Below are 26,215 nucleotides of genomic sequence, written 5' to 3'. Positions count from 1 at the left end.
CGCATCCGGTGCGCGGTGCTGGTTGGATAGACCTTCACGCCGCGGCACGCCACCTTGCGGGCAAGTCCTTCGATCGTCTTGACGACTGTGGGATCCAGGGGAGCGTCAACCTCGTGTGCCTTTTGCGGGTTGCGGCCACCGAAGAGACCCGCTTCGCGCGAGGATTTCGGCGAATCTGGTGCCGACCGCGCCGGTATCGCCGAAGCCGACGGTTAGAGCGATGCCTGTGCCGAGGAAGATGTCATGGGTTTCGGCAGTGTGCAGGCCTGCAGAAGAGTTTCCGGCATGGGCGTGGAAGCTATCGATAAGGATCATCGACGCCGCCAAGAGGAAAGCGATCATCAGCCGATGCATCGCTGCGGAGACGAATTGGAGCCGCAGAGGGCGTTTTTTTGCTTCTATTGGCGTGCAGAAGGCGTATGTCTTCCCTTCCCTCGCGCAGTGGGCTTCATTAATGCTGCCACGCCCATGGCGACCCATCCATGATGTGGATCAAGCCATGGGGCCGAAAATAAAGCCGCCTACTTTCCTCGTCCGTAAAGCCGTAACAATTGGGCGTTGATGGCGACGATGATGGTGCTGGCCGACATGAAGACGGCGCCGATGGCGGGCGTCATCAAGAAGCCCGTCCCGAAAGTGATGCCCGCCGCCATGGGAATGGCGATCGCGTTGTAGCCGGTCGCCCAGATCAGGTTCTGCACCATCTTGCGGTAGGTCGCCCGCGACAGGCTGAGGATGGCGGCCACGTCGCGCGGATCGCTGCGGACAAGAACGACGTCGGCCGACTCCACGGCGACGTCCGTGCCTGCGCCGATGGCCACGCCGAGATCGGCCTGTACAAGGGCCGGCGCATCGTTGACGCCGTCGCCCACCATCGCCACCCGCAGGCCTCTGTCCTGGAGTGCGCTGATCTTGGCGGCCTTCTGATCCGGCAGCACCTCGGCGAAGTACTCGTCGATGCCGAGCTCTGCGGAGACCGAGCGTGCTACGCCCTCGGCGTCGCCCGTCAGCATGATCGGGCTGATGCCCAGTTGCTTGAGCTGCGCCACCGCCTCCCGCGATTCCGGCCGCACGATGTCGGCCAGCGCAAACAGAGCCTGCGGTTCGCCGGCCCTGACCAGAACGACCACAGTCTTTCCTTGCTCCTCGAGCTGCTTCAGGCGCGGGTGGGCGATCAGTTTACCCTGCCGTGCGAGACGGCCTGGGCTGACGATGCTGAACTCCTCACCCTGGACCGCGGCAACGATGCCTTCGCCGGTAATGTTGCGGACGCTGTCGGGCTTCGGAAAGGCGAGGCACCGCTCTTTTGCGGCCGCCACGATACCCTGGGCGATCGGGTGCTCCGACTGGCTTTCCGCTGAAGCGGCGAGCCGCAGCGCATCCGTCTCGTCTTCGCCCGACAGCATGACGATATCGCTGACGCCGAACCTGCCCTCGGTCAGCGTTCCCGTTTTGTCGAAGACGGCGGCGTTGAGATTGCGCGCACGCTCGAAGGCAGCGCGGTCGCGGATGAGAAGCCCATTTCCGGCGCTGAGCGAGGTGCTGACGGCGACGACGAGTGGGACCGCCAGGCCGAGCGCGTGCGGACAGGCGATCACCATCACGGTGACCATGCGCTCAATCGCGAATTCCCAGGTCTCGCCGGCCATCATCCAGAAGGCCAATGAGCCGAAGCCGACGATCAGCGCGACATAGGTGAGCCAGCCCGCGGCGCGATTGGCGATGTCTTGCGTGCGTGAGCGGCTGGCCTGCGCCTGCTTCACCATGTCGATGACCTGCGCGAGATATGTGCTGCTTCCCGTCGCCGTCACCTCGATCGTCACGGCGCCCGCGCCGTTGATCGCACCGCCGATCGCGCTGTCTCCCGGCTTCTTGGAAACCGGGCGCGACTCGCCCGTTAGCATCGACTCGTTGAAAGAGGTTTCGCCCTCGGCGACGCGGCCGTCGACCGGGACTTTCGCGCCTGGTCGGACGAGTACACGGTCTCCGGGCGCAAGTGCGGAGATCGCCACCTCATGACTGTTGCCCTCGGCATCGAGCCGCAGCGCCGTGTCAGGGAGAAGCCTGACCAGTTCCTCCAACGCCCGCGAGGCGCCCATAACGGAGCGCATTTCCAGCCAGTGACCGAGCAGCATGATGGCGATAAGGGTGGCAAGCTCCCAATAGAAGGACATGCCGGGCAGCCCGAACGTCACGGCCGCCGAATAGAAGTAGGCGACCGAGATCGCCAGCGCGATCAGCGTCATCATGCCGGGCTTGCCGGCCTTCAGCTCCGAGGAAAACCCGCTGATGAAGGGCCAACCGCCGTAGAAATAGACGATGCTGGACAGGAGGAAGAGCAGCAACTCGCTACCGGGGAAGGCCAGAATATCGCTCAACCCCAGCCAGTGCTGGATCATCGGCGATAGGATGAGGATCGGCGGCGTCAGCGCCAGCGCCACCCAGAATCTGCGGCGAAAGTCTTCCACCATGGCCGAATGATCGGCATGCCCGGCATGCACCCCATGATCCGAGCCGGAGCCCCTGTCAGGATTTCGGTCGCCAGTTAGGGGCGCCTCGGCGTGCTGTCCGTGGTGAGCGTTCTGCCTTGCGGCGTGGTGATCGGCATCCTGCATTCGTCTCCCCTTGCCTCGGCTACCAAGGCTAGTCTGGTAGCTATCTTCACCCGTCGGCAATTACACGCCCGGTCTGCAAGTCGACAGCTATCCGAGCCCGCGAATCCGCGACGTTGATCAGCAGAAAATAGCCAGAAGCAAGCCTTGCCTTTCCTCATATTCTGGGAACTGAAGCTTCCTGCAATTGGAAGGTCGAGAGTTTTCTTCCCTGCCAATCGACAAAGCTACTCTACCCGACTCTGGGCGACGGGAATTGATCTCGCGCAAGCGGACCTCCGACCGGTAGAAACGCGCAAATCCATGAATCCCCGGCCCACCAGATCCTCAGGCAGCCACTTGGCTGCGATTCTGCGTAGAGCCGGCACGCTGCCACACATTCATCCATGTCGCTAATGCGCACGCAATCGTTCGGCGCAGTCTCCGCAGGTCTCAACACATTCCCAGCAAGTGTGTCGGTGGTGCTCTGAACCGATCAACTCCTCAAGCAAGCTTGAGATGATGCGGGGAGCCTCATGAAATTGATATGGCGCAATTCACCGTCTGACCTCAGCGTATAGACAGGATTGAAAGAGACGGCTGGGCCTAGGTGAAGATTTCCGGTCGCGATTGCCGGGACTTCTAACCCGTTTGGTGAAGAGTTCGAAAAGATGAACAATAAGATACAGTTCAACATCTGGTACTGGCTCGCGGCCTTTATTGGACTGATGTTGATCCAGTACCTATTCGCTACCACGCAGCAGGTTGCACAGATACCTTACAGCGAATTCGAGAGCCATTTGCAGGCCGGCCGGATCGCCGAACTCCAAGTGTCGGACCGCTTTGTTCAGGGAACATTCAAACAACCTCTTGCAGCCGGTCAGTCAAAGTTCATCACCACGCGCGTCGAGCCCGACTTCGCCGAACAGCTGCGGCAGCACGATGTCGTCGTCACCGGGCAAATCGAGAGCACATTCCTGCGTGATCTCCTGTCGTGGGTGATTCCGATGGTGCTGTTTGTCGGCGTCTGGGTGTTCGTGATCCGGCGCATGGGCGGTGGTACGGGCAGTGGTCTGCTGCAGCTCGGCAAAAGCAGGGCGAAGGTTTATGTCGAGACCGATACCAAGGTCACCTTCGAAGATGTGGCAGGTGTGGACGAGGCGAAGGAGGAATTGCAGGAGATCATCGAGTTCCTGCGTAATCCGGAAGAATATGGCAGGCTGGGCGGGCGTATGCCCAAGGGCGTGCTGTTGCTCGGACCGCCCGGTACCGGCAAAACGCTGATCGCCAGGGCCGTGGCCGGCGAAGCAAAGGTGCCATTCTTCTCGATCTCCGGTTCCGAGTTCGTCGAGATGTTCGTCGGCGTGGGAGCCGCCCGCGTGCGCGACCTGTTCGAGCAGGCGCGCGCGAAAGCCCCCGCCATTATCTTCATCGACGAGCTCGACGCGCTCGGCCGGGCTCGCGGTGCGGGACCAATGATGGGCGGCCATGACGAGAAGGAACAGACACTGAACCAGCTTCTTGTCGAACTGGACGGCTTTGATGCGTCGACCGGTGTCGTGCTTCTGGCCGCCACCAACCGACCCGAAATCCTCGACCCCGCGCTCCTGCGCGCCGGCCGGTTCGACCGGCAAGTGTTGATCGACCGACCGGACAAGCGGGGTCGCATCCAGATCCTGCAGGTCCATATGAGGAAAGCCAAGGTTGGCGCGAACGTAGATCCGGAGAAGGTGGCTGCCCTTACACCGGGCTTCACCGGCGCAGACCTTGCCAACCTCGTCAATGAGGCGACGCTGCTGGCGACTCGGCGAAAGGCCGACTCCGTGACGATGGAGGACTTCAACAATGCGATCGAGCGTATCGTGGCCGGGCTGGAAAAGCGCAATCGACTGCTCAATCCGAAGGAGCGCGAGATTGTCGCCTATCACGAAATGGGTCACACGCTGGTCGCGCTGACGCTGCCGGGCGTAGACCCCGTTCACAAGGTTTCGATTATTCCGCGTGGTGTGGGAGCCCTCGGCTACACCATCCAGCGGCCGACGGAAGACCGCTTTCTGATGACCCGGGAGGAACTGGAGAACAAGATGGCTGTACTGCTCGGCGGCCGGGCGGCCGAGTGGATCGTATTCAAGCATCTGTCAACCGGCGCGGCTGACGACCTCGCCCGGGTAACCGACATCGCGCGGGCGATGGTGACGCACTACGGCATGTCGGAGAAAATTGGTCATGTAGCATTGGAAAAGGACCAACACTCCTTTCTGAGTTCCACACCGCTCCCCGGTTTCCCGCAGGAGCGCGACTATGGTGAGGCCACAGCCGACTTGATCGACGGAGAGGTGCGCAACATTATCGAGAAGGCTTTTGGCAGGGCGGTAGCGCTTATCACCGAGCGCCGCGAATTGCTTGAGCGAGCGGCTCGCCGGTTGCTCGAAACGGAGACGCTTGACGAAACCGAGCTCCGTTCCTTGATTGGCGATCCGCTCCACACGCCGGATGTCGCGGCATAAAAGTAGTGCGGTTGCGGCGGTTTCCTTGCCACCCTTCGCGGCTACGCCGATGGCGGGATTCTTCACCGCCAGCGCCCGTCACCCGAACGCTCTTTCTTGCAGAATCGACGATAGTGTCTCGACCATCGGGAATAAGCCTGCGTATATCGCCAGTTCACCGTCAATGTCCGCAGAATGTCGGCGCGGCTGATCTGACCGGCAAGGCGCCCGTCGCTCGTGACGGGAAACCGCCAGTGGCTCGACAGGAAGTGCTCCGCCGCTTGGATGAGTTCGATGTCTGCCTCCAATGTTTCGACGGGGCTCGTCATGTAGTCGGTGACGCTGCCGCCCCATTCCTGGTGGTAGTTCGCGTTCAGGGCGCCCTCAGGCAATCCTTCTTGGACAGCACACCGACGAGCAGTCCCCTGGCATCGCCGACCGGCGCGCCGGAAATCCGCTCATCGAGCAGAATCTTCATCGCATGGTTGATTTCTTCAAGCATTGACACGGATCAAGACCGGCCGCTCGTCAATGCAATAGGCTTTCATCCGAACGCTCAGGGGCTTCTGACAATGCTGGCCATAGCCATGCCGTCTATTATTCTTCTCGTCGCAGGCGCGACGAACAGCTTTGCCACCGAGCCCGAGAGCGCGTTCCGCGGGCGCAGGATCGCCGAGGCCAATTGCGCCATATGCCACACGATTGCACAAGTCGACCAAAGCGAAAATCCGCAGGCACCACCCTTTCGCAGGCTGTTACGGCTCGCATCCTACAGGGATCTGAGGCTGGATCTTGCCGGTCCGTTATTCCTTCGGCATCCGGCGATGCCGGATTTCAAGCCAACGCGCGAGCAGGTCCATGATATCGTCGAGTATATCGAAAGCATCCAGGAGTGATCCTTGCGGGAGACATGAGCGATGAGCGGGTCCCTTGTCGTGTGTGCCAAATGCGGCGGGGTCAATCGCCTGCCACCTTCCCGATCCGCCCTCGGCGGCAAGTGCGGAAAATGCGGAACGAGGCTCTTTTCGGGACACCCCGAGGATGTCGACACGGCTGTCCTTGAGCGCCAGATCGCCCGCAATACCGTTCCCGTGCTCGTCGATGTCTGGGCACCATGGTGCGGCCCGTGCCGGATAATGGCGCCCGCCATCGAGGCCGCCGCCCGTGAACTCGAGCCTCACCTGCGCCTGGTCAAGCTCAACTCCGATGTCGAGCAGTCCGCGGCTGCGAAGCTTGAAATCCGGGGAATTCCGACGGTCATCCTGTTTCATGGCGGCCGGGAGATCGCACGCACATCCGGTGCGATGACGGCCGGCCAGATCGTGCAGTGGGTGTGCGCCCGACTGCCGGCCGCGTCTGTCTGACCCAACAACATGGACCCACTGTTCCCAAAGCTCGGCCTGGCACTCGCCATTGGCCTTCTTGTCGGCCTGGAACGCGGCTGGCGCGAGCGGGACGCTCCTGACCGCAGCCGTACCGCCGGCATTCGCACTTTTGGCATCTCCGGGCTCCTCGGCGGCATCTTCGCCGTCCTCGCGGGCGCCCTTGGCTCGAATGCGGTGCTGATCGCCGGCTTTGTCAGCTTTGCCGCCATCTTCGCCTGGTACAAGGCGCGCGAGTCGGCCCATGACGAGGATTTCAGCGTCACGGGCGTGATAGCAGGGTTGAGCGTCGTCGCCCTCGGGGCGCTTGCGGTGGCCGGAGATTATCGCGTGGCCGCGGCTGGAGGAGCAGCCCTAGCTGCGATCCTCGCCAGCCGGGAGGTCCTGCACGGCCTGCTGCGGAGGCTGACCTGGATCGAGTTGCGTTCCGCCCTGGTCCTGACGGTGATGACGGCCATCGTGCTCCCGCTCCTGCCGAACAGGACGATCGACCCTTGGGGCGGCCTGAACCCTTGGGAGATCTGGTTCTTCACCGTCCTCGTGGCCGCCATATCCTTTTTGGGTTATGTCGCGGTGCGCGTGTTGGGAGAAGCCCGCGGCCTCCTCGTCAGCGTGCTCGCCGGCGCCATCGTTTCCTCCACCGCGGTGACTCTCGCCCTGGCACGTATGGCCAAGGACAGCAGCCGGTGGGCCTCGCTTTCCGGCGCAGCCTCACTCGTAGCCATGGTTTCCATCCTGCGCGTATCGCTGGTCGTCATCATCGTTGAACCGCGCGTCTTACCGGTGATCATCGCTCCCGCGCTCGCAGCGGCTCTCTGCTTCGGTGCCTGCGGTGCGCTGTTCATGTTCCGTGACGGCCAGGAATTGGGCAACTCGCCTACCCGCAATCCCTTCGAGATTGCGCCGCTGCTCCTTTTTGCCCTGCTCTTTGCGGTGGTGGCGACCGCGAGTGCCGCCCTGGCCGATGTCTCCGGCGCAGGCGGGCTGCTCGCGACATCGGCCATCTCCGGTGCCTTTGATGTGGATGTCGCAGTGCTGAGCGCGTTGCGCCTCGTCCGGGAAATGGTTCCTGCCCAAACGGCCGGGCTGGCGGTGCTTGTCGCCTTGGCCACCAATGCCCTTATGCGCACGGTGCTCGCGATGATGGCAGGTCCGCCCCTGTTTTCTTTTGCCCTCGCCTGCTTCACCCTTTTGGCACTCAGTCTCGGCTACGCCGCCTACGCTCTGCTATCTCACCTGTCGACATAGGCTCAAGATCCCCATTCACCACCATCGAAAAGCTTGGGGCAAAGGGTTGCGTTCTTCAAGACGGCACCGGGTTTGGTCCTAGAGACAGAAGTTCAGTTGGAAATCAGGCGGTGCAGGGATCCATCGGCGAGCAGCGACCGCGTGACACCACCGAACGCCCATTCGCGCAATCGGCTATGGCCGTAGCCGCCGGCTACGACCAGGTCCGAACCCATCTCACGTGCGATCTCGACAAGTGCCTCCTCGCGATCGGCGCCGCCGATACCCAGGACGTCGGAACTTGCCTTGACGCCGTGTTTCGTCAGGAAATGAGCGACATCCGCAGCGCTTTCCCGTGCGGCCTTCTGGTCACCTTCGGCAATCGTGATCACCGTCACCTCATGCGCACTGACGAGCAGGGGCATGGCGTCAACCACGGCACGGCGGGCTTCCCGCGTGTCCTTCCAAGCGACCAATACTTTCTGCGCAAGGAGCGGGGCCAGGGTGTCGGCGGCGAAAAGTACAGGACGGCCGACCGACAGGATCAACGTTCCCGGATCCAGCGTCCGGCGACCGTCCGAGGCGCCCCCTGGTGCCGGTGCTCCGGTTACAAGAAGGTCGGCGGCACGCGAATGGATCGCGAGCAGATGCGTGGGGCTGCCGACATCGCTACGCCAGGAGACGTGTTCGTCTTTGCCCGTGATGCTGAGGAACTCGTCCTCGAGCTCCTTCAGTCCCTCTTCAATCTCCCGTGTCCGCTGGCGCAGCACCTCTGCCGCGACCAAGCCTCCCTCGTCTCTCGGCACGAAGACATGCACCTCCGCCGCCGCAAAGCCGATCAGGTCCGCTTTGAACCGCTTCGCAAGATCCATCGCGAATTTGGTGCGCGGCGTTGCGGGGGCGTCTATATCGAGTTGGACCATGATACTCTTGTAGGTCATGTTGTTTGCTCCTTCAGCATCGCGGAGGAAGTGCAACACGATCGGCGGATTGTTTCGTTGACGCGGATCAAGGGGAGCGGCCGGCGAGCCCAAGTTAAAAAGGTGGAGAGCGGCGAATGGCGCGAAAGAGCGCCGGCATCTTGCCCTACAGGCTTAGATTCGGCGACGTACAGGTCTTGCTCGTTCATCCCGGCGGCCCGTTCTGGCGTAACCGGGATGAGGGAGCGTGGTCGATCGCAAAGGGAGAGTATGCCGATAGCGAGCACCCCGAATCCGCTGCACGCCGGGAATTCACTGAAGAAACCGGATGGGAGGCCATTGGAGCGTTGTCGCCACTCGGGGAGATCCGCCAGGCAGGCGGGAAATACGTCACAGCCTTCGCCTTGAATGCCGACTTCGATCCCCAAACGTTGAGCAGCAATGCGTTCGAACTCGAGTGGCCGCCGAACAGCGGCCGAATGCAAGTCTTCCCGGAGGTCGATCGTGCAGAATGGTTCGACTTCGAGAAGGCACGGGAAAGGATTATTGCCGGCCAGCGTCCTTTCCTCGAGCGGCTGTATGTGCTGTGCCGGGACGAGCACTGTTAGACGAATTTTGGTGCCAAGACGTTCGATGGCTACGGTGCAGCCCTGTTTGACGATATCCCGGCTCAACCGATGCGGTCGGTTGGCTAACCCGGGACGAGCACCGCTGCACCACTGAGGCGGCCGGCGCGCAGATCTGCAAGCGCTTCATTGGCCCTTTCGAGCGAATACACCGTTGTATGCGTGCGCACTCCTGCCTCTCTGGCGATGGGAAAAAACTCTGTCGCGTCGATACGGGTCAGATTGGCCACAGTTACCAGCTGGCGCTCTTCCCACAGCAGGGAATACGGCATCGCGGGGATGTCGCTCATGTGAATGCCCCCGCACACGACGCGCCCACCCTTGCGCACGGCCCGGAGCGCGGCCGGCACGAGGTCTCCGACGGGAGCAAATATGATCGCAGCATCCATTAGATCAGGCGGCGCGGCGTCGGAGCCGCCAGCCCAGGCCGCACCGAGGCTCAGCGCAAAACGCTGCGCCTCCGTATCGCCTGACCGGGTAAAAGCGAACACATCCCGGCCCTGCCAGGCACAGATCTGAGCAATGATATGAGCGGCAGCACCGAAGCCGTAAATGCCGATCCGCCTTCCGTCACCGGCCATCTTAAGAGAGCGCCAGCCTATGAGCCCGGCGCAGAGTAGAGGCGACAGGGCCACCGGATCGCCCGGGGCATCGAGATCAAAGGCGAATTCGGCGTCGGCCACCACATGAGTGGCAAAGCCGCCATCGCGCGTGTAGCCGGTGAACTGCGGCTGATTACAAAGGTTCTCGGTGCCCGCAAGGCAGTAGGAGCATGCTCCGCAGGTATGGCCGAGCCAAGGCACCCCTGCCCGGCGACTGAGCCTTGCCTCGTCGACGCCTTCTCCGACCTTGTCGATGATGCCGACGATCTCGTGTCCCGGAATAAGCGGAAGCTTCGGGTCTTTCAGATCGCCGTCGACCACGTGAAGATCGGTCCGGCAGACCGCGCAGGCCTCCACCTTGAGCCTGATCTCGCCGCGTCCTGGCGTGGGATCCGGAAGGTTGCTCAAGACCAGCGGTCTCCGCACCTCCTCCAGCACCATCGCCTTCATGGCTGCCTCTCTCACTACCAGGCTGTCGACGGGAGGCGGAACGCTGCATCCGCCTCCCTCCACATGATGACGCAATGATTGGAACTCATCCAATGCTAATGCGGTCTTCGACAAGATTGACGCCCGGCGCGGACCATGCTGCGCGTTCGACGGCACTGCGCTCGGACCATGCATGGACACGGCCTTCGAGCCTTACCTTTCCGCCGTCGAGGACGTCGACGTGGATCGCCTTGGCCTCCACTTCCGCGTTGCGTTTCAGGGCATCCTCGATGCGCTTTTTGACGTCGGACACCGACGCATGCGCCTTTACCGCAATGTTGTTCTGTATACCGACGACACCCCCAAGGCCGCGAATCACGTCCGCGGCGGCGGTCTTCTGATACTGCCACTCGACCTTACCGGTCAGCGTTACCCAGCCCTTCTGCACCTTGACCTGGACGGCACCGTCGGGAATGGCCGTGTTCCAGTGGATCATGTTGATCGCACGTTTGGCGATTTCGTCGTCAGCCGTCTGGTTGCTCCCGTACGGGCGGACTTCGATTTCCTGAGCAATTCCCTTCACGCCCTTCACCCGACGAACCACCTCCTCGACGGTCGCTTTCTGTGCGTAGGTCGGGACATGTCCGGTCAGCGTTACAATGCCGTTCTCGACTGCCACGCCGATGTCGGCAGCATCAATGCTCGGTTCAAAATCGAGTTCGTCATTGATGTCCCGTTTCAGATCGATATCGCTCATAACTTCACCTCGCTGTTGCAGCGGGAACCACTCCCGCCTTTTGCGAGGCGAGTATCGGCGCAATGGCATCGCACGGCGTTGATCGGCGTCAACGCATCAGCACATCCTCTCGATAGTTGATGCGCGTCAAGGCGATCACTCTTGGACCGGCCCATGACTCCCATGAAGAAAGCTGCATGTGCAGTCTCTCGATCAACGGAGAAGTACGATGAAGAAGCCGAGAACCTGGATTCTCGTGGCGGATGGTGCAAAGGCGCGCATCGTGCGCAAGCTGGCGTGCGATACGGAAATCGGAGAGCGTCTCGACGATCTCATCTACGAAGTCGAGCACAAGCCGCTTCGGCAAATCATGTCCGACCGTCCGGGACGTAGCTTTGAATCGTGCGGCGCGCGACGGTCTGCGATAGAGTATCATTCCGATCCGGTCCGAGATCGCCAGGTACGGTTCGCGTTGATGTTGAGCGAGCATCTTCAGGACCGACACACCGCCGGCCAGTTCGATCGTCTGGCGATTGTCGCAGAGCCGCGAATGCTTGGCATTCTCCGACAATTGCTCCCTCAGACACTAAAGGAGCTGGTCGTCAGCGAGATAGGCAAAGACCTCACAAAACTTCCGGCCGATAAACTCCACACTGCTCTCGCCGGCCTACGTCCCTGCGTCAGCCATTCTCAGCTCGATCGAACGTCCCGTTGATCGGGATTTATGAAATCCGATGATTCGAGGTTAATGATAGCGGGCGCTCATCTCTTTAACGACAAGATCTATATCACTTCTCCCACACGGGGTTTCCTTGCGCAGCCTTGGGGCTAAGTTGACCTCCGTCAATGTCCAGCCCCGGCAAGTCCGATATTGGGGACTGACATGCAAAATCCGCCGAAGATCACTTTCCGCAATATGGAGCCGTCCGGCGCATTCGACGGCTACGTGTTGCGCCGTATCGGCGAGATCGAAAGTTCTTCGACCGCATCGTCAGCTGTGATGTCGCCATCGAGGCCGCGCAAAAGAGGAAGCTTTCAGGACGCACATTTAAAGTTCATGTCGCTCTGCGCGTTCCGGACCAGATATCATCGTGACGCGGCTCGTGGGACGAAGCAACGCGCCGCCGAAAACGTCAACCTCCCCATCCACGAGGCGCTCAGCGCCGCAAGACGGCTGCTCCTCGCACGTAAGAAACAGATGGTGGGCTATTGAGCGCGCCAGCCGATCACGGCGACGCCGAAGGAACTCATCCATTGGAGCCGAACCCCATGGCGATCACACCCGAACAGTGCCGGGCCGCACGAATCCTGACACAGGTCGATCGCGCCTTGCTAGCACACACAACAGGCGTCCCGCTGGAAAGGATCGCCGATTTCGAGACGTCCGGATTGATCGAGCCCCTTGACGACATGTCCCGATTGCAGGCCGGCCTTGAAAGGCTTGGCGCGAGGTTCATCGGTAACGACGCGGCTGGTGGGGTCGGTGTGCGCCTTCGGTTCGACGCGGACCAGACCCGTCGCATCTCTGCTTGGGAGAGCGAAGGCGGCAGGGCGGCTGAAGACGACGTTCCGTAAAGCCGGGCAATTCGGCGCGAAGTTGACGCGCATCAATGCCCTGCGGCTGCCTTTCCGGTTTGATGTAGCTCTTGTCAGGCTGAGCCGGTTCGGAGAAGCGGACGCAAGAAGCCGCCGCAAGGCGCATCTCGCGACGTGACGACCAGACCGGCGAAGACACCTGACAGGCGGGTCCGCTTGCCTCCGGCCCGCGCGCCTTCAGGGAGATCCCGATGGCCACGGACGGAGGCGGCGGCACCTGGTAGTTCCAGGAGAAACAAGGAGTATAGATCCATGGCCGAAGCTGCCACAAAACTGCCGGTGAAATCCGAAAAGTCCACTACGCCTGCTGAAGGATGGGCACCGTTTGAAAGCCTGCGGCGGGAAATCGATCGTCTCTTCGACGATTTCCATCCCTTGGGCTGGCGCCTGCCGTCCCGTGCAGTCCTCGACCTCGAGATGCCGAAGTTCAGCCGCGCCGCCTGGCAGGTCGCGCCGGCAATGGATCTCGTCGAGAAGGAGAAGGAATACGAAATCACGGCCGAGCTTCCCGGCATCGACGAAAAGAACGTCGAGATCAAGCTTTCCAACCACACGCTGACGATCAAGGGCGAGAAGAAGGAAGAGAAGGAGGAAAAAGAAAAGGACTACTACCTGTCCGAGCGCCGCTATGGCTCCTTCCAGCGCTCTTTCCGGGTCCCCGACGGGGTGGATGCAGACAGGATCGAGGCTACCTTCACCAAAGGTGTCCTGACTGTAAGACTGCCGAAGACAGCTCAGGCGCAGAAGGCCGACAAGAAGATCGAAGTCAAGGCCGCGTGAGACGGCGAAGCCAGCGCCGGAGCGGGCACACGTAAGAGTCGGGAAAAGAGACATGGCACGATCACAGCTACCCGATCTCCGCCAGGCCATGGAGCTCGCACTGTCCATCGCGGTCCTACGCGATCTCGGCGTCCCGGACGCGGCGATCCGACGGTATCTCGGATTGAGCATCTGGGAGCCGGACTTGGAGCATCTGGCACAAGCGGCTTTCCGCCCGCCCCGGCAGGGGGAAGACAATGGTGGCATAAGCGCGCGTCGCGCCTCGGCGCATATGTGCAATGAATGAGATGGAGGTTTCCATGCATGTCAATATCAGAACCGCATTTCCAACGACGCTAGTCCTGGCGGCGTTGGTGACAGCCGCCGCAACCTCGGCACCCGCCGCACAGACGGATACGTCCCATGATGCACATCATCCGGTTGTTGCTCAGGCCGCGCCATCTCCCCAGGCAGATGCCGAAGCGCCACAAGAAGAGCAGCCCGCCCGCCCCGGCATGATGGGGCAAGGGGGTCCTGGTATGATGGGTGGCGGCATGATGCCCAATATGATGGGTGCCATGCAGCCGGGGATGATGGGCGCCATGCCCATGCGGCCTGTGCGGCCGCACATGATGAAGATCATGTTTGCCATTGCGGATGCCAACGGTGACGGCGGCCTCTCCTTCGAGGAAGTTTCGGCCATTCACAAACGGATCTTCGATAGCATCGACGCGGACAAGGACGGAAACGTGACGCCGGACGAGATCCGCCAGTTCATCCAGGAATAGAGCGCGGCGGCCTGGCGCGATGGAGTTAAAAATGCTGAAGATGTTCACTCTCTTTGTGGTGGCAGGAAGTGCCATCACCGGCTTCCTTTCCGGCCCGGCGCTGGCGCAGGAGGTGACGGAACAAGGCCGATATGTCTACGGCCCCCACATGATGGACTGGGGGAGCGGTTTGTATGGCATGATGATCTTTGGACCGCTCACCGTCATTCTGGTGTTGGCGGCTTTGATTGCCGTCACGGTCCTGCTCGTCCGTTGGGCGGGAGGAGGTTGGCAGACCACCCCGGGGCTACAGCAATCAGCCGCAGGCTTGACGCCACTCGAAATCCTGAGGGAGCGTTTCGCCCGCGGCGAAATCGACAAGAAAGAGTTTGAGGATCGTCGGCAGGTGCTTGAGAAATAGGCGGCACCCCAATGTACCGCTGCCTGAAGGCCGGATCAAAGATCCGGCCTTTTCAATAACTGATCGTGAGCCACCGAATTCTTTGATCCTGAGCAAAGTTCAAAGCGGTCGACTCTGCCAATCTGGCATCTAAGAAGGAAACAGGACGCAGCCCGACCGCTGCTTGCCTCAACGACCAGCGGCGCGAAATTGCATCCTTGCCTGTCGAGGAAACCAATGACCGCGCTGTCCACCCTGCACACGCCCGCAGCCGATCAATCAACCACCCAGCGCTGTTCCATATGTCAGGGGATGGAACCGGAATTGCACCGGCAACTCCAGCGTCTCGGGCGGATCAAAAGATATGCTGCAGGCGAAATTATCGTCGGTGAGGAAGAGGAAGCTCCCTTCGTCGGCACCGTCACGAGTGGCGTGCTAAGAATGCAGAAGACGCTGTACGACGGACGACAGCTGATCGTTGGGCTCCTGATGCCTTCCGATATGTTCGGCCGCGTCTTCTCCTCCACCTCAAATGTTTCGATCGAAGCGGCAACGGACGTGACGCTATGCTGCTACAGTCGTGCCGGCTTCGAAATCTTGCTTTCGCAATTCCCTGCATTGGAGCACCGGATGCTGCTCTCGATGCTCGATGAGCTTGAGAGCGCGCAGAATTGGATGTTGCTACTGGGCTGCCAATCGGTGACTGAACGCATTGCCACCTTTCTCCTGATCCTTCGCCGCCGCTCGGCCAAATTGCAATCGGATACCGTTCAATGCCTGGGCAACTCGGTAACGATCCCGATCTCGCGCCGAGACATGGCCGCCTATCTTGGGACGACGGTCGAATCGATCAGCCGCTCTATTCAGGAGATGGCTCGCCAGCGTGTGTTGGGCATTATCGACCCCCAGCATTTCCGTATCCTGGACGAACGCCGGCTGGTCGAACTTTCTGGAAGCGACGATACCGAAATGAAGCTCAGCGTTCCCGTGGAACGGACGTTGCGCACCGCCTGATCGGCGCGAGACTTGATAAGGCTCAATGCGGCTGGCCGCCGACCGTGGGAATAAGTGCTTTTCAGGAGCACTGCCATGACACACACCACCATATCCAGCTTCACCCAGGCCGCGCAGCAGGCGCAGCAATGGGTGAACGAACTCGCGGCCGATCTGAATTGGAGCGAGCCACGCGCCTATCGTCTCCTCCGCTCGATCCTTCACGCGCTTCGCGACTGGCTTTCCCCGGAGGAAGCCGCCGATCTCTCCGCGCAACTTCCCGTCCTGGTCCGCGGCATCTTCTTCGAGGGCTGGCAACCCCAGGAAAGCCCGGTATGGGACCGCAAGAAGGACGACTTCGTCTTCCGTATCGCAAGCGATCTCGGTGACGACATGCCAAACGACGCCGATACGGCCATAGCCGCCGTGTTTCGGTTGCTCGACCGCCATATCTCGTCCGGCGAGATCCTCCAGGTCCGCAACTCCATGAAGAAGTCGCTACGCCAGCTGTGGCCGGCACACTAACGGACTGCTTTCGGGGGCGCGGCAAGCAGCCGTTTGTCGCGCATGGCGGACGAATGCCGCAGCCGCTTTCATGGATGGACCGGTTCTCTCCGCCCGACCTCGTGCGCTATACTCTACAAGACCTGGCCCAACTCAAGGGCCGCATTGCTACTACGTACAAGCCGGTCGGCACCTCTATGCCTTCTCGCTACCAGGCAGGAAGATCGACTTCATGCCCGATGAGATCGGCCACAAGCGTGAGCGCGATCACGCCTGGCTGCTGCTGAGTAAGCCCGCGGGCTGGTGGGAGCCGGGCTCAAGGCCCATACTTCCCGTATCCACATACGCACCGGAAATCTTCTTCCGTATTGTCGACTGGATGTCTAAGCGTGAGAGACCCGGGAGTAAGGCTACTGCGCGACGAATCCGCCGTCGACGGGGATATTTGCGCCAGTAACGAACGACGCGCGATCAGAGCATAGCCAAACGATCAGTTCCGCGACTTCCTCCGGTTTGCCGATGCGCCCGATGGGGTGCAGAGGATCCATCATTTCATGACTAGTCATCCTGCCGCTGCTCGACTGCACTGCCAGCGAATCCAGCATGCGCGTATCGATGCCGCCCGGGCAGATGGAATTCACGCGAATGCCCTGCTTGCCGTATTCAAGCGCGCCTTGACCGGTATCAAAGCACGGCTCAAATCCGTTCGGCCGCTTTTGCGCGCTGGGTCGCGACGGGCTTCAGGCGGACTTGGACCCGGAGCGTCTTCCCGTCTGTCGGCAGCGCGATGCCGCCCTCATGCCTTTTGCCGTCAACCGTGATCTCAGTGCGGCCGCGACCCATCCCTTGCGGGTCCTCAACCTCGATCTCCAGAGTACCGCCCGGCGCCCTGATCTTTGCCTTGAAGCCGACCCAGCCCTTGGGGAGCGCAGGGTCGATCACAAGCCGTCCCCGGCTGAGCTTCAGACCCAGGATCGCCTCGATGCCAAGTCGCCAGGTCCAGGCAGCCGCCCCCGTGTACCAGGTCCACCCGCCGCGACCGGTATGCGGTTCGACGCCGGCGATGTCGGCGGCCACCACATAGGGCTCGACACGGTAGTGCTCCGCATCGGGCCTGGCCGCTGCATGGGTAAGCGGATTGAGGCAGCCGAAGATTCCGGCCGCCCTGTCACCTTCGCCAAGACGGGCAAAGGCATGACCGAGCCACGCGCCTGCATGGGAATATTGCCCGCCATTCTCGCGTATCCCGGGCGGATAGGCCTTGATGTACCCAGGATCGAGCGGCGTCTTGTCGAAGGGCGGCCATAGCAAGCGTGCGAGCCGCGCCTCCTGCGAGACAAGCTCACTCTCGGCATTCTTCAGCGCGGTCCTCGCGCGGCGCGACGGCACCTCAAGCGCGAGAACCGCCCAAGATTGGGCGATGGAATCGATGCGGCACTCCTCGGCGCCCGACGTCCCCAGGGGATTGCCGTCGTCGTCGACCGCGCGCAGATACCAGCCGCCATCCCAGGCGGCAGCCTCGACCGCTTCTTCCATTTCCCGCGCGCGGCTTTCCCACCGCGCCGCGAGGTCGCCGCGCTTCATGATGCGGGCAAGCAGGTAGAAGCGCTTCATCGTGGCGATGGCGAACCAGGCGAGCCACACGCTCTCGCCGCGCCCTTCGCGACCGACCCGGTCCATGCCGTCGTTCCAGTCGCCGCTGCCCATCAGCGGCAGGCCGTGGGCGCCGCTGGTGATGCCGCGCTCCAGGGCGCGCTCGCAGTGCTCGAACAGTGTGCGTGGCTCGCTCAGCGTGTCGTAGCGCGCATAGCGGTCATCCTCCTTTTCCGTCAGCGGGGATGCTTGCAGGAACGGCACCTTCTCCTCCAGGATCGCCTCGTCGCCCGTGGCCTCGACATACGCCTCCGTCACGTGGGGAAGCCATAGAAGGTCGTCGGAGCAGCGCGTGCGCACGCCCCGATCACTCGGTGGATGCCACCAGTGCAGCACGTCGCCCTCCTCGAACTGATGCGCGGCGGCCTTCAGGATGTGCGCCCGTGCCCGCTCTGGCTCGCTCCACAAAAGCGCAAGCACGTCCTGCAACTGATCGCGGAAGCCGTAGGCTCCGCCCGCCTGGTAAAAGCCAGCGCGCGCCACAAGCCGTGAGGAATAGACCTGATAGAGGAGCCAGCGATTAAGCATCAGGTCCATGGCCGGATCTGGCGTCGAGACCTGCACGGCACCGAGCCGGCGGTCCCACAACTGTGCGAGGTCGTTAAAAGCGTCCTCACAGCGCGACGGGTCCTGCCAGCGTTGGGCGAGATCTGCGGCTTCGGCGAAATCGCTCCCCTGCCCCAGGATGAAGATGGCCTCGGCCCTGCCGTTCGCCTCAATGTCGAGATGCACCTGGAAAGCCGCACAAGCGTCTGCACCGGGTCGGGCGCGCTGTCCGAAGTCCCAGCGTGTCAGACCTGCCGGCAGCACCGGGTCGCCTTCCCGCCACAGGAAGTCCTCCCGATCGGTGGTGAAGCTGTGCGGCGGCAGGTTTGAGGTCAGGAATGCCACTCGGTCGGCGAAATCCGGATTCCATGGGTTGCGCGCATACAGCATGTGGCAGGAGGGATCGTAACCGCACACCACGAAGGGCCGTGCCATGCGGGGCAAGCTGCCCAGCAGCCACTCGGCATAGTAGGTGGCGGTTACTCTGCGGGCCCTCGGTTGCGGATTGTCGAGTTCGAGCCGGACGATCTTGACCGGGTCGTCCGGCGGCACGAAGACGGTCAGCCTTTGTTTGAGTCCACGAGCGGCGCTGCGCCAGACGGTGTAGCCGGCGCCGTGGCGGATTTCGTGCGCCCGATCGCCGCCTGCGGGCCGCGGGGTAGGCGTCCAGACCTCGGCGGTCTCCTCGTCGCGGAGATAGAGCGCCTCGGGGCCGGGATCCGCGACGGGATCGTTGGTCCAGGGCGTCAATCGGTTCTCGCCGCTGTTTACCGCCCAGGTAAAGCCGCCGCCGGCCTCGGTCACGAGCGTGCCGAAAACGTCGTTGGCCAGCACGTTGCACCACGGCGCCGGCGTTGCCTCTCCCGGCTTCAGATGGATCACATATTCACGGCCGTCCTCTGTGAAACCGCCATATCCGTTGTCGAACAAAAGACCCTCCTGCCGGGCGATGTCCGGTATCTCAGCGGGTCGAGGTGCCAAAGTCGGCTCGAAATGCGGCGCCTGAGGCCGCATCTCGGCCGCTGCAGCGAGCTGTTCGCCCAGCGTACCACGCGCCGTGTCGAGCACGGCGACAGCGCAGGCTTCGAGCAGCCGACGGTCCTCCTCCCCCACCTGGTCGCGCAGTACCAGATGCACTCCGCCTGCACGCCCCAGAAGCTCCTGCGCTTGCGCTTCCTGCAAAAGCGACAGAAGCTTCTCGCGCAAGGGTTCGATATAGCCCGAAATGCCCGGCCGCATGATTACGAGATCGGCCTGGATGCCGCGCCGGTGCCATGTCTTCAGGCCTGCGATCAGCACGCGCAGAAGATCGACGTTTTCGGGATCGCCCGCATGGACGAGTAGGATCGGATGATCGCCGGAAATGCCGAAGCTCCACAGCCTGGGCTGGCCCAGCCGGTTGGCCGCGACGACCTCGGGCGCGGCACGCAAGGCCGGATGGCGGCAGATCAGCAGCGACGACAGCGCCTGCAGTTCGGGCAGGTGCCCCGGCTCGAGGCCGAGCTGCCGCACCTCGCGTGCCGCCTCCGTCGCCGCATCGTCAAGCGCCCAGTCGAGCGCTGCCGGCGTTGTGTAGCGGTCGGCGAGGCGCAGCACCGCCTCGCGCGATTCCGCGACCATGGTGACGAGCGAAAACCGCCGGCGCTCGCCCGGCGCGAGCGTCATGTGCATGTCGAATGCCATGACGGGATCGAGCGTCCATCCGGACGTGTCCGTCAGCCCGTCACGCAACGCCCGCGGCCCGCGCAGGGTGCCGTTGCGCCCGATGAAGCGGTACCGGTCGGTTTCGAAACCCGCGATCTCTACCCCAGCGTCGTCCGGGACGATACGGTGAAGGAGGAAAGGCGGCTTTTCCTCCACCCTCCGCGGGCGGCGCGTGAAGAGAAGCCCTGTGAGGCCGGGGAGATATTCGCTGCCCACGAAGAGCTTGCTGAAGGCCGGATGGCGCTCGTGCTCCAGCGCCGGTGCGAGCACCACTTCGCCGTAGGAGACGAGGCGCAGGCGGCGTTCGGTGTCGCTTTCGTTGACGATGCCGATGCGCCTGATTTCCACGTCGTCGTCATGGGCGACGCCCATCTCCATCCGGAGGCCGATGCCACGGTCGCGGCGATGAAACTCTGCCAGGTGGGGGTGGAAGACGATCCTTTCCTCCTCGGCGGCGACGCCGGTTGGCTGCCGCGCAATCGACCATAGCGCGCCATCGTCTTCGTCTCTGACATAAAGCCACAGCCCTGCATCGTCGCGCGTGGGGTCAGGCTGCCAACGGGTCAACGCGTGGCCTCGCCAGGAGAGCCCTCCGCCCCCGCTCGTGCTGACGTGGCTCGAGAGGCTGCCATTTCCAAGCGCGTGGACCTGCGGCAGCGGGCTGTCCCCAGGCGGCTGCCAGGGAGACGGCGCAGGCAGCGCTCGCTTCTGCCGCTCCTCCTCCGGCTCCACCAGTTCGGATGCCTGAAACTCCGGCGGCAGCTCCCACGGAATGCGCTCCTGCACCAGAAGCGCGATGGCGCGCACATTGGCGTGGGCATTGAAGCGTCGCACCAGCGCGCCGGCGCAAAGCGCGTTGTCGAGGGCGGCGAGAATCATGCCCTGGTGGTGCGCCATGTAGCTACGGACGGGTACGAAGCGCCGTCCGGACGGTAGGCGCTCGGGCGTAAAGTCGGCGGCCTCGAACAGGCCGTAGAGCCCGCCAAGGCCGAGCTCTTCGAGCGTTCGCAAGTTCTGCACCGCCAAATCCGTCCGCACGGGCAAGGCGAGCGCCGTCGCATAAGGTGCGACGACCAGGTCTTGGGCGAGATCGCGGCGCAGTCCCAGTTCCGACACGCCGAAACCGCGGTAGCGGTAGTTGTGGTCGGCGTCGCGGGAAGCGAAGGAGGATTCCGAAATACCCCAGGGCACGCCGAGCCTTTCGGCATGGCGGCGCTGGATATCGACTGCTGTGCGCTCGCTCTCGCCCAAGAGCGTCTCGGGGGCGCTTCTCAAAAGCAGCGGCGGCATCAGATATTCGAACATGGAGCCGTTCCATGAGATCAGCGCCAGGCCGCCTTTTTCGCGCGCGAGCGGACGTCCGAGATGGAACCAGTGCTCGAAAGCGACATCGCCCTTGGCGATGGCGAAGAAGCTGGCAAGCCGAGCCTCACTTGCCAGAAGATCGTAGTGCGAGGGGTCCAGCCGGTCGGCGCTGACATTGTAGCCGATGTGGAAAAGCCGCGCCTCGCCGTCGAACAGCGGGCGGAAATCCATTGCGAAGGCCAGCTCCTCGCTCGTTCGTGCCAATTCCAGCAATTCCTGGTGGAGCGCATTCTGGCGCGTGCAGCCCTCTTCAAGTGCAGCTTCGAGGTCGTGCAGCCAAGCGGCGGCTTCACCCTTCGCTGTGGCTTTGGCTTCCGCGATCCCGGAGCGAACCTTGGAACAGCGCTCGCCGATATCAGGCGGAGAAACTGGTGTGCACAGCACCTGCCCCAGCTCCAGGGCCAGCGCCTCAAAGCCGGCAGGCACGTCGTCCAGAATGGGCAGCCAAGGGAAAAGCTCCCGAAAATCGCGCTGCATGCGCGTGAGATGGTGTCGTGTCCGTTCGAGCCAGACCTGAATGGAGTGCAAGTGCTCGGCCGTCTGGTCTTCACGCGAAGTCGATATCGCTTGCGCAAGGGCCTCCTCGAAACGAGGAAACGCTTGTGCCGTGATCTCGATCAACACCGGCCAGGACATAGTCACATCGTTGCGGGCTCGGGAAACGAGCGTCGACAGACGGGACCGCACGGTCTCGAGTGCGCCGCCGCCCTCATATGGCAAGGCGGCCGTCGCCTCGGTAAGAACCTCCAGCGTGTCGGCAAGCCCATCCCACGCTTGCGGTCTCAGAAAGGGTGCGGATGCCGCCTCCTCGCATCCCGCCTTTAACGCAACAAGGCAAACGGCGAGATTGCCACTGTCGACGGTCGAGACATAACGGGGCTCCAGCGGCTCGAGCGTGTGCGTATCGTACCAGTTGAGGACATGACCGCGATGCTTGGCGAGCCGGCCGAGCGTGTCGAACGTGTTGCGCAAACGCACCGCCAACTCACGGGAGTCCACATATCCAAGGTCCCAGGCGGTGAGCGCGGACAGGAACATCATGCCGATATTGGTCGGCGAGGTGCGATGCGCGATGGCCGAGTGCGGCTCCTCTTGGAAGTTATCCGGCGGCAGCCAGTTGTCGGCGGGGCCGACGAATGTCTCGAAATAAAGCCATGTCCGCCGCGCAAGCCGCCGCAGGAAAGCCAGGTCCTGCGACCGCACCTCCTCCACCGGCGGCTTCTTGCGACGGCTGATGAGCACGGCGATTTCCGGCGAGATCAACCACACGGCGAGCAGTGGTGCGGACGCAACAAGAGCGGCCGGATTTATAGACAGGACCGCAACCGCCGTCAGGACGGAGAACACTGGCGTGAACCACATGTAGCGCCAGGCCGCCAGGCGGGGGCCAGCTCCGTCGACGGCGGCGGCCGTATGGGCGGCGGACGTCCATTCGAGCAGATGCCGGCGCGAGACGCACAGGCGCCAGCATGTGCGCATTATCGCGTCGACGGCGACCGCCGCATCGTGAACCAGGAAGACAATGGCAAGCGCCCAGCGCCCGGAATGGTCTTTCACATTGTGAACGAGCCCTTGCATGGCGCCGCGTCGGGGGCCACGTGCCAGGCCCGTGACGAGATCCGTGAACAAATAGGCGCCAGGTGCGGCAACCGTCAGCAGGGTCCAGACCCACGGACTGCCCGGCAGCACCAGCCAGCCGGCTAGCGCAAGCAGCAGCAGCGACAGCGGCACGAGGCTGCGGCGGAAATTGTCCAGGATCTTCCAGCGGTCGAGCGTGGAAAGGTCGTTGGCACGCCGACCGCTTGCCCCTGGCACATGCCGCATCAGCCACGGCAGGAGCTGCCAGTCACCTCGCACCCAACGGTGCCAGCGGCGCGCATACTCGACATAGCCCGCCGGGAAATCCTCGTAGAGCACAATGTCGCTCACCAAGGCCGCGCGACCGTGCACGCCCTCGAAAAGGTCGTGGCTGACGAGCGCGTTTTCCGGCACGCGGCCTTCAAGGCTCTTCTGGAAGGAAGCGACCTCGTAGATGCCTTTTCCGACATAGATGCCTTCGCCGAAGAGGTCCTGATAGACGTCGGAGACCGCGCGCGAATAGATGTCGATCGCCGTATTGCCGGCATAAAGGCGCGCGAAGGGCGAGCGGTTGCCGCTCAGCGGCGAGATCTCCACGCGCGGCTGCAGGATAGTGTAGCCCGTACGCACGCGGCCCGAGCGTTCATCGAAGCGCGCCTCGTTGAGCGGATGCGCCAGCGCGCCGGCGAGTCGGTTCACGGCGCCCGGCGGCAGCACCGTATCCGCATCCACGGTGACGACGAAACGGACGCGGCGCAGACGCTCCGCATCGCCCTCGATCAGGCTGAAGCGTGACATGTCGCCTTCGAGCACAAGGCGATTGAACTCCTCGAGCTTGCCGCGCTTGCGCTCCCAGCCCATCCAGCAGCCCTCGCAGGGATTTAGCCGCCGCGGCCGGTGCAAGAGATAAAAGGGCCCGCTTTCGTCGGCGCCGTAGCGCGCGTTGAGCCGGTGGATACCAGCCACAAGCGCCGCCTCGATCTCCTCGTCGCCCGGCGCATGCTCCTGCAGCGCATCGGCGAAATCGCTCAGCAGCACGAAACGCAGGGACGGATCCGGGTTGGCAAGGCGGTGCGCTTCGAGCCTCTCCATCAGCCGCCCGATTTCGTCCGCCCTGCGTATGATGACGGGCACGGTCACCGCGGTCGCGCAGTCCTCAGGAATACCCTTCTCGAAATCCAGCTTGGGCATGACGCGCGGTGGGACCATAAGCGTGATGACCCAGTGAACGAAGGTGATGCCGAGCACCGACGCCGGCAGCAGCGCCAGCATTGCACCAATGGCCAGGCCGATTGTGCCCGCGCCCACGATCGCCAGATAGGCGACGGGCAGTATCAGCGCCGCCGCCGAGGCGGCCAGAAGCGCCGTTATGTAGAGCAGGCCCGGGTGACGGCGGAGCCAGCGGCTGCATGTGATCCGGAGCAGCATCTTGCAGCCCAGCAGATGCTCGAAGGAATACCGGCCGTCGCCGACAAGCCAGTGGCCGACATGGTCGCAAGGACCTTCGGACACGCCTCCAGCCCTCGCCACGGCCTGTCTTGCGACTTCCGACTCGTCGATATCGGTACCTGCCGCCAGTTCCTCGACCGCCTTGCGGTAGCGGTCCCGCGTCGCGAAATCCATGCGCGGATAGATGCCGGCAGGATCATCCCGCAGCGCGGCCTCCACAAGGCTCGTACGGTCAAAGAAGTCCTTCCAGGGAATGGATGCCATGCCGATGAGATTGGTGAGCACGCGGGCGACCCGGTCCGTGTCGTCGAACGCGTTAAAGAGCTTCACGTAACGCGTCGGCACGAAGGGCGGCCGCACCTCCGGAAACAGGTGGCCGCAAGCGTCCGCAAGAATTTCCAGGCAGGCAAGTCGCAGCATGGTCGGCAAAGCCCACAATTCACCGATCGTGAGCGGTGCGCTCTCCTGATAGGCGCGGATGTACTGCACAACCGACGTCAGCGAAAGCTGAAGATGCGACGCGTGCAAATATCCGAAGGCCAGCGCCAGAATGCGCGGGATTCCCACGTCTTCCTCGTTTTCCAGGCTGGGCAGCCTTTCGTAAAAATCCTCCGGCATGTCACGCGCAACCTGCCGGATCGCGCGTCGTATCTGGTAATCATTGTCCAGCAGCCACTCGGCAGCCTTGGCGCCCTGCGGCTCGGGATCGGCGGCAGCGATCCTCAATGACCGAAGCCACTCATCCATCTTGGCGAGCTTCCGCCAAGGCTCGACGCGGCGTGGCTTCAGCTTCGATGGGCGGTGGCATTCAGCCAGCGCCCGAGCTGTCGTGGTGAGCGGATCCCTCCCGCTTTCCGGCGCCGCCAGCATCACAACACGGGGCCGCGCAGCGGCCGGTTGTTTCTCTGATTGTTCGCCGCGTGATTGGCGTGATGCGCATGCGCACCCAGGACGACGAGAAGCGGTGCGCGTGCATGGGTGACCATATAGCCGGCGACGCTGCCGCAAGCCACGTCCGGCCGGCTGCTGCGACCATGAGCCGACATGACGAGCAGATCGATCTTCTCATCTTCGATCAGCCGTGCCAGGGCGCTGCGTACGTCGCCGTTGCGCACGACCAGGGCGCGCACGGCAAGCCCGGAACATGCGAGGCGGCTGCGAATCTGCTCGACATATTTTCGCGCCACGCGCTCGTTGCGTTCGCTCACCTGCTGACACAACCTGTGATCGTCAGTTTCAAGCGGACCGGTCTCGGTCAGCTCAGGCGCAGGAATGATGTGCGCGAGAAGCAATTCCGCGCCGGCGCCCCGTGAAATTCGCGCGGCCAGCGGCAGGACACTCTCCGCCGTGCGTGAGCCGTCGAGTGGGACCAGGACGCGCCCATAATGTACCTCAACCGCCGCTTCCGCAGACGGCGGTATAAGAAGCAGCGCGCCACCGGAGCGGTCAACGAGCTTCCGCGCTGTTTCGCCCAGTTCCCAGTCGGCTGCATTCTCGTCCGCCGTCGTGCCGACCACGACAATGCCGGCTTCGAGTTCGCGCACGGAGCGGCAAATCTGGTCGACGGGTCTACCTTCCGCGATCCTGATGTCCAGCTTTGGCGTATTTTTGCGCTCTTTTTCCGCCGCCCGCCGGACCTGACCATGGGCCTCCTGCCGGCGAATACTCCACTCCACCGGATCGGCTGGCCCTTCCGATTGCGGTGGCAGATCCAGCACGTGGAGAAGCGTCAAAGGCGCGTTCAACGCTTCCGCTATCGCCATGGCATGCGGAATGAGCTTGCGGGTCGACACCGAGGTGTCGACATAGGCCAGAACAGGCGAAGACACGCAGGATGGTGCTCGCTCGAAGACTTCCGTGGTGGATTCGTGAACATGGTTCGATACGGACGATGCCAGCATG

23 protein-coding genes and 1 pseudogene are annotated in these 26,215 nt (G+C 62.8%); 14 read left to right on the top strand and 10 right to left on the bottom strand.

The window, feature by feature from the left end; genetic code table 11:
* Window positions 1-105 precede the first annotated feature (105 nt).
* Together N1058_RS19795 and N1058_RS19790 are read right to left on the bottom strand one after the other, a co-directional pair.
* The gene (locus tag N1058_RS19795) at window positions 106-342 is read right to left on the bottom strand and encodes a nitroreductase family protein (protein WP_265519314.1); all 237 of its coding nucleotides are present in this window, start codon (window positions 340-342) and stop codon (window positions 106-108) included.
* Between the two features lie 179 nt (window positions 343-521).
* A complete protein-coding gene (locus N1058_RS19790; protein ID WP_265519313.1) occupies window positions 522-2,615 on the bottom strand; it encodes a heavy metal translocating P-type ATPase in 2,094 nt (697 codons plus the stop codon).
* 647 nt (window positions 2,616-3,262) lie between these two features.
* Between N1058_RS19790 and ftsH the strand changes: the two genes are divergently transcribed.
* Complete coding sequence (gene ftsH / locus N1058_RS19780; RefSeq protein WP_265519312.1) at window positions 3,263-5,098, top strand: ATP-dependent zinc metalloprotease FtsH; 1,836 nt, start codon at window positions 3,263-3,265, stop codon at window positions 5,096-5,098.
* Window positions 5,099-5,160: 62 nt separating this feature from the next.
* On the opposite strand, the gene N1058_RS19775 is transcribed toward ftsH, so the two are convergent.
* Together N1058_RS19775 and N1058_RS19770 are read right to left on the bottom strand one after the other, a co-directional pair.
* A complete protein-coding gene (locus N1058_RS19775; RefSeq protein WP_265519311.1) occupies window positions 5,161-5,469 on the bottom strand; it encodes a CBS domain-containing protein in 309 nt (102 codons plus the stop codon).
* The gene (locus N1058_RS19770; protein WP_265519310.1) at window positions 5,451-5,579 is read right to left on the bottom strand and encodes a CBS domain-containing protein; all 129 of its coding nucleotides are present in this window, start codon (window positions 5,577-5,579) and stop codon (window positions 5,451-5,453) included. The genes N1058_RS19775 and N1058_RS19770 overlap by 19 nt, the downstream gene beginning before the upstream one ends.
* 70 nt (window positions 5,580-5,649) lie before the next feature.
* On the opposite strand from N1058_RS19770, the gene N1058_RS19765 reads away from it, so the two are divergent.
* Genes N1058_RS19765 through N1058_RS19755 form a run of 3 tightly spaced genes read left to right on the top strand, consistent with a single transcriptional unit; the run spans window position 5,650 to window position 7,707 of the window.
* Window positions 5,650-5,973, top strand: a complete 324-nt coding sequence (locus N1058_RS19765; protein WP_265519309.1) for a c-type cytochrome — start codon at window positions 5,650-5,652, stop codon at window positions 5,971-5,973.
* Between the two features lie 21 nt (window positions 5,974-5,994).
* Complete coding sequence (gene trxC / locus N1058_RS19760) at window positions 5,995-6,441, top strand: thioredoxin TrxC (RefSeq protein ID WP_265519308.1); 447 nt, start codon at window positions 5,995-5,997, stop codon at window positions 6,439-6,441.
* Window positions 6,442-6,450: 9 nt separating this feature from the next.
* The gene (locus N1058_RS19755; RefSeq protein ID WP_265519307.1) at window positions 6,451-7,707 is read left to right on the top strand and encodes an MgtC/SapB family protein; all 1,257 of its coding nucleotides are present in this window, start codon (window positions 6,451-6,453) and stop codon (window positions 7,705-7,707) included.
* A 92-nt stretch (window positions 7,708-7,799) separates the two neighbouring features.
* Here the strand turns inward: N1058_RS19755 and N1058_RS19750 are convergent, their stop codons facing one another.
* Window positions 7,800-8,627 carry a universal stress protein gene (locus N1058_RS19750; protein WP_265519306.1) on the bottom strand — a complete coding sequence of 276 codons (828 nt, stop codon included), beginning with the start codon at window positions 8,625-8,627 and terminating at the stop codon, window positions 7,800-7,802.
* A gap of 116 nt (window positions 8,628-8,743) precedes the next feature.
* Here N1058_RS19750 and N1058_RS19745 point away from each other — a divergent pair, with 116 nt between their 5' ends.
* A complete protein-coding gene (locus tag N1058_RS19745) occupies window positions 8,744-9,214 on the top strand; it encodes an NUDIX hydrolase (RefSeq protein ID WP_265519305.1) in 471 nt (156 codons plus the stop codon).
* 83 nt (window positions 9,215-9,297) lie between these two features.
* On the opposite strand, the gene N1058_RS19740 is transcribed toward N1058_RS19745, so the two are convergent.
* Both N1058_RS19740 and N1058_RS19735 read right to left on the bottom strand, forming a co-directional pair.
* Window positions 9,298-10,284 carry a zinc-dependent alcohol dehydrogenase family protein gene (locus tag N1058_RS19740; RefSeq protein WP_265519343.1) on the bottom strand — a complete coding sequence of 329 codons (987 nt, stop codon included), beginning with the start codon at window positions 10,282-10,284 and terminating at the stop codon, window positions 9,298-9,300.
* A gap of 85 nt (window positions 10,285-10,369) precedes the next feature.
* On the bottom strand, window positions 10,370-11,020 hold the full coding sequence (locus N1058_RS19735) for a BON domain-containing protein (RefSeq protein ID WP_265519304.1): 651 nt from the start codon (window positions 11,018-11,020) through the stop codon (window positions 10,370-10,372).
* 208 nt (window positions 11,021-11,228) lie between these two features.
* Between N1058_RS19735 and N1058_RS24285 the strand changes: the two genes are divergently transcribed.
* The 9 genes from N1058_RS24285 (at window position 11,229) to N1058_RS19690 (ending at window position 16,039) form a co-directional block, all read left to right on the top strand.
* Window positions 11,229-11,714: a host attachment protein gene (locus N1058_RS24285; protein ID WP_420848022.1), complete on the top strand. Its 486-nt coding sequence runs from the start codon at window positions 11,229-11,231 to the stop codon at window positions 11,712-11,714.
* Window positions 11,715-11,882: 168 nt separating this feature from the next.
* On the top strand, window positions 11,883-12,212 hold the full coding sequence (locus N1058_RS19725) for a hypothetical protein (RefSeq protein ID WP_265519302.1): 330 nt from the start codon (window positions 11,883-11,885) through the stop codon (window positions 12,210-12,212).
* A gap of 56 nt (window positions 12,213-12,268) precedes the next feature.
* Window positions 12,269-12,574 carry an XRE family transcriptional regulator gene (locus tag N1058_RS19720; RefSeq protein WP_265519301.1) on the top strand — a complete coding sequence of 102 codons (306 nt, stop codon included), beginning with the start codon at window positions 12,269-12,271 and terminating at the stop codon, window positions 12,572-12,574.
* Window positions 12,575-12,847: 273 nt separating this feature from the next.
* Window positions 12,848-13,375, top strand: coding sequence for an Hsp20/alpha crystallin family protein (locus tag N1058_RS19715; RefSeq protein ID WP_157016687.1), 528 nt, complete (start codon window positions 12,848-12,850; stop codon window positions 13,373-13,375).
* A gap of 52 nt (window positions 13,376-13,427) precedes the next feature.
* Window positions 13,428-13,661: a hypothetical protein gene (locus N1058_RS19710; protein WP_265519300.1), complete on the top strand. Its 234-nt coding sequence runs from the start codon at window positions 13,428-13,430 to the stop codon at window positions 13,659-13,661.
* A 13-nt stretch (window positions 13,662-13,674) separates the two neighbouring features.
* Window positions 13,675-14,142 carry an EF-hand domain-containing protein gene (locus N1058_RS19705; RefSeq protein ID WP_265519299.1) on the top strand — a complete coding sequence of 156 codons (468 nt, stop codon included), beginning with the start codon at window positions 13,675-13,677 and terminating at the stop codon, window positions 14,140-14,142.
* Between the two features lie 31 nt (window positions 14,143-14,173).
* Entirely contained in the window at window positions 14,174-14,542 is a 369-nt protein-coding gene (locus N1058_RS19700) for an SHOCT domain-containing protein (protein WP_265519298.1), read from the top strand.
* A 216-nt stretch (window positions 14,543-14,758) separates the two neighbouring features.
* Window positions 14,759-15,535 carry a Crp/Fnr family transcriptional regulator gene (locus N1058_RS19695; RefSeq protein WP_265519297.1) on the top strand — a complete coding sequence of 259 codons (777 nt, stop codon included), beginning with the start codon at window positions 14,759-14,761 and terminating at the stop codon, window positions 15,533-15,535.
* 75 nt (window positions 15,536-15,610) lie between these two features.
* Entirely contained in the window at window positions 15,611-16,039 is a 429-nt protein-coding gene (locus N1058_RS19690; protein WP_265519296.1) for a DUF2267 domain-containing protein, read from the top strand.
* A 389-nt stretch (window positions 16,040-16,428) separates the two neighbouring features.
* Here N1058_RS19690 and N1058_RS19685 read toward each other — a convergent pair.
* The 3 genes and pseudogenes from N1058_RS19685 to N1058_RS19675 form a co-directional block, all read right to left on the bottom strand.
* Window positions 16,429-16,677: pseudogene (locus N1058_RS19685) on the bottom strand (SDR family oxidoreductase); the annotation flags it as partial.
* 37 nt (window positions 16,678-16,714) lie between these two features.
* On the bottom strand, window positions 16,715-25,060 hold the full coding sequence (locus N1058_RS19680) for a glycoside hydrolase family 94 protein (RefSeq protein ID WP_265519295.1): 8,346 nt from the start codon (window positions 25,058-25,060) through the stop codon (window positions 16,715-16,717).
* Between the two features lie 122 nt (window positions 25,061-25,182).
* Window positions 25,183-26,214, bottom strand: a complete 1,032-nt coding sequence (locus tag N1058_RS19675; protein WP_265519294.1) for a universal stress protein — start codon at window positions 26,212-26,214, stop codon at window positions 25,183-25,185.
* Between the last annotated feature and the right edge of the window lies 1 nt (window position 26,215).

The sequence above is a fragment of the Nitratireductor luteus genome (genome assembly GCF_026162365.1).
Classification (GTDB): Bacteria; Pseudomonadota; Alphaproteobacteria; order Rhizobiales; family Rhizobiaceae; genus Chelativorans; species Chelativorans luteus.
Note: the sequence above shows the minus strand (reverse complement) of the source record. Positions and strands in the feature narration are given on the sequence as shown.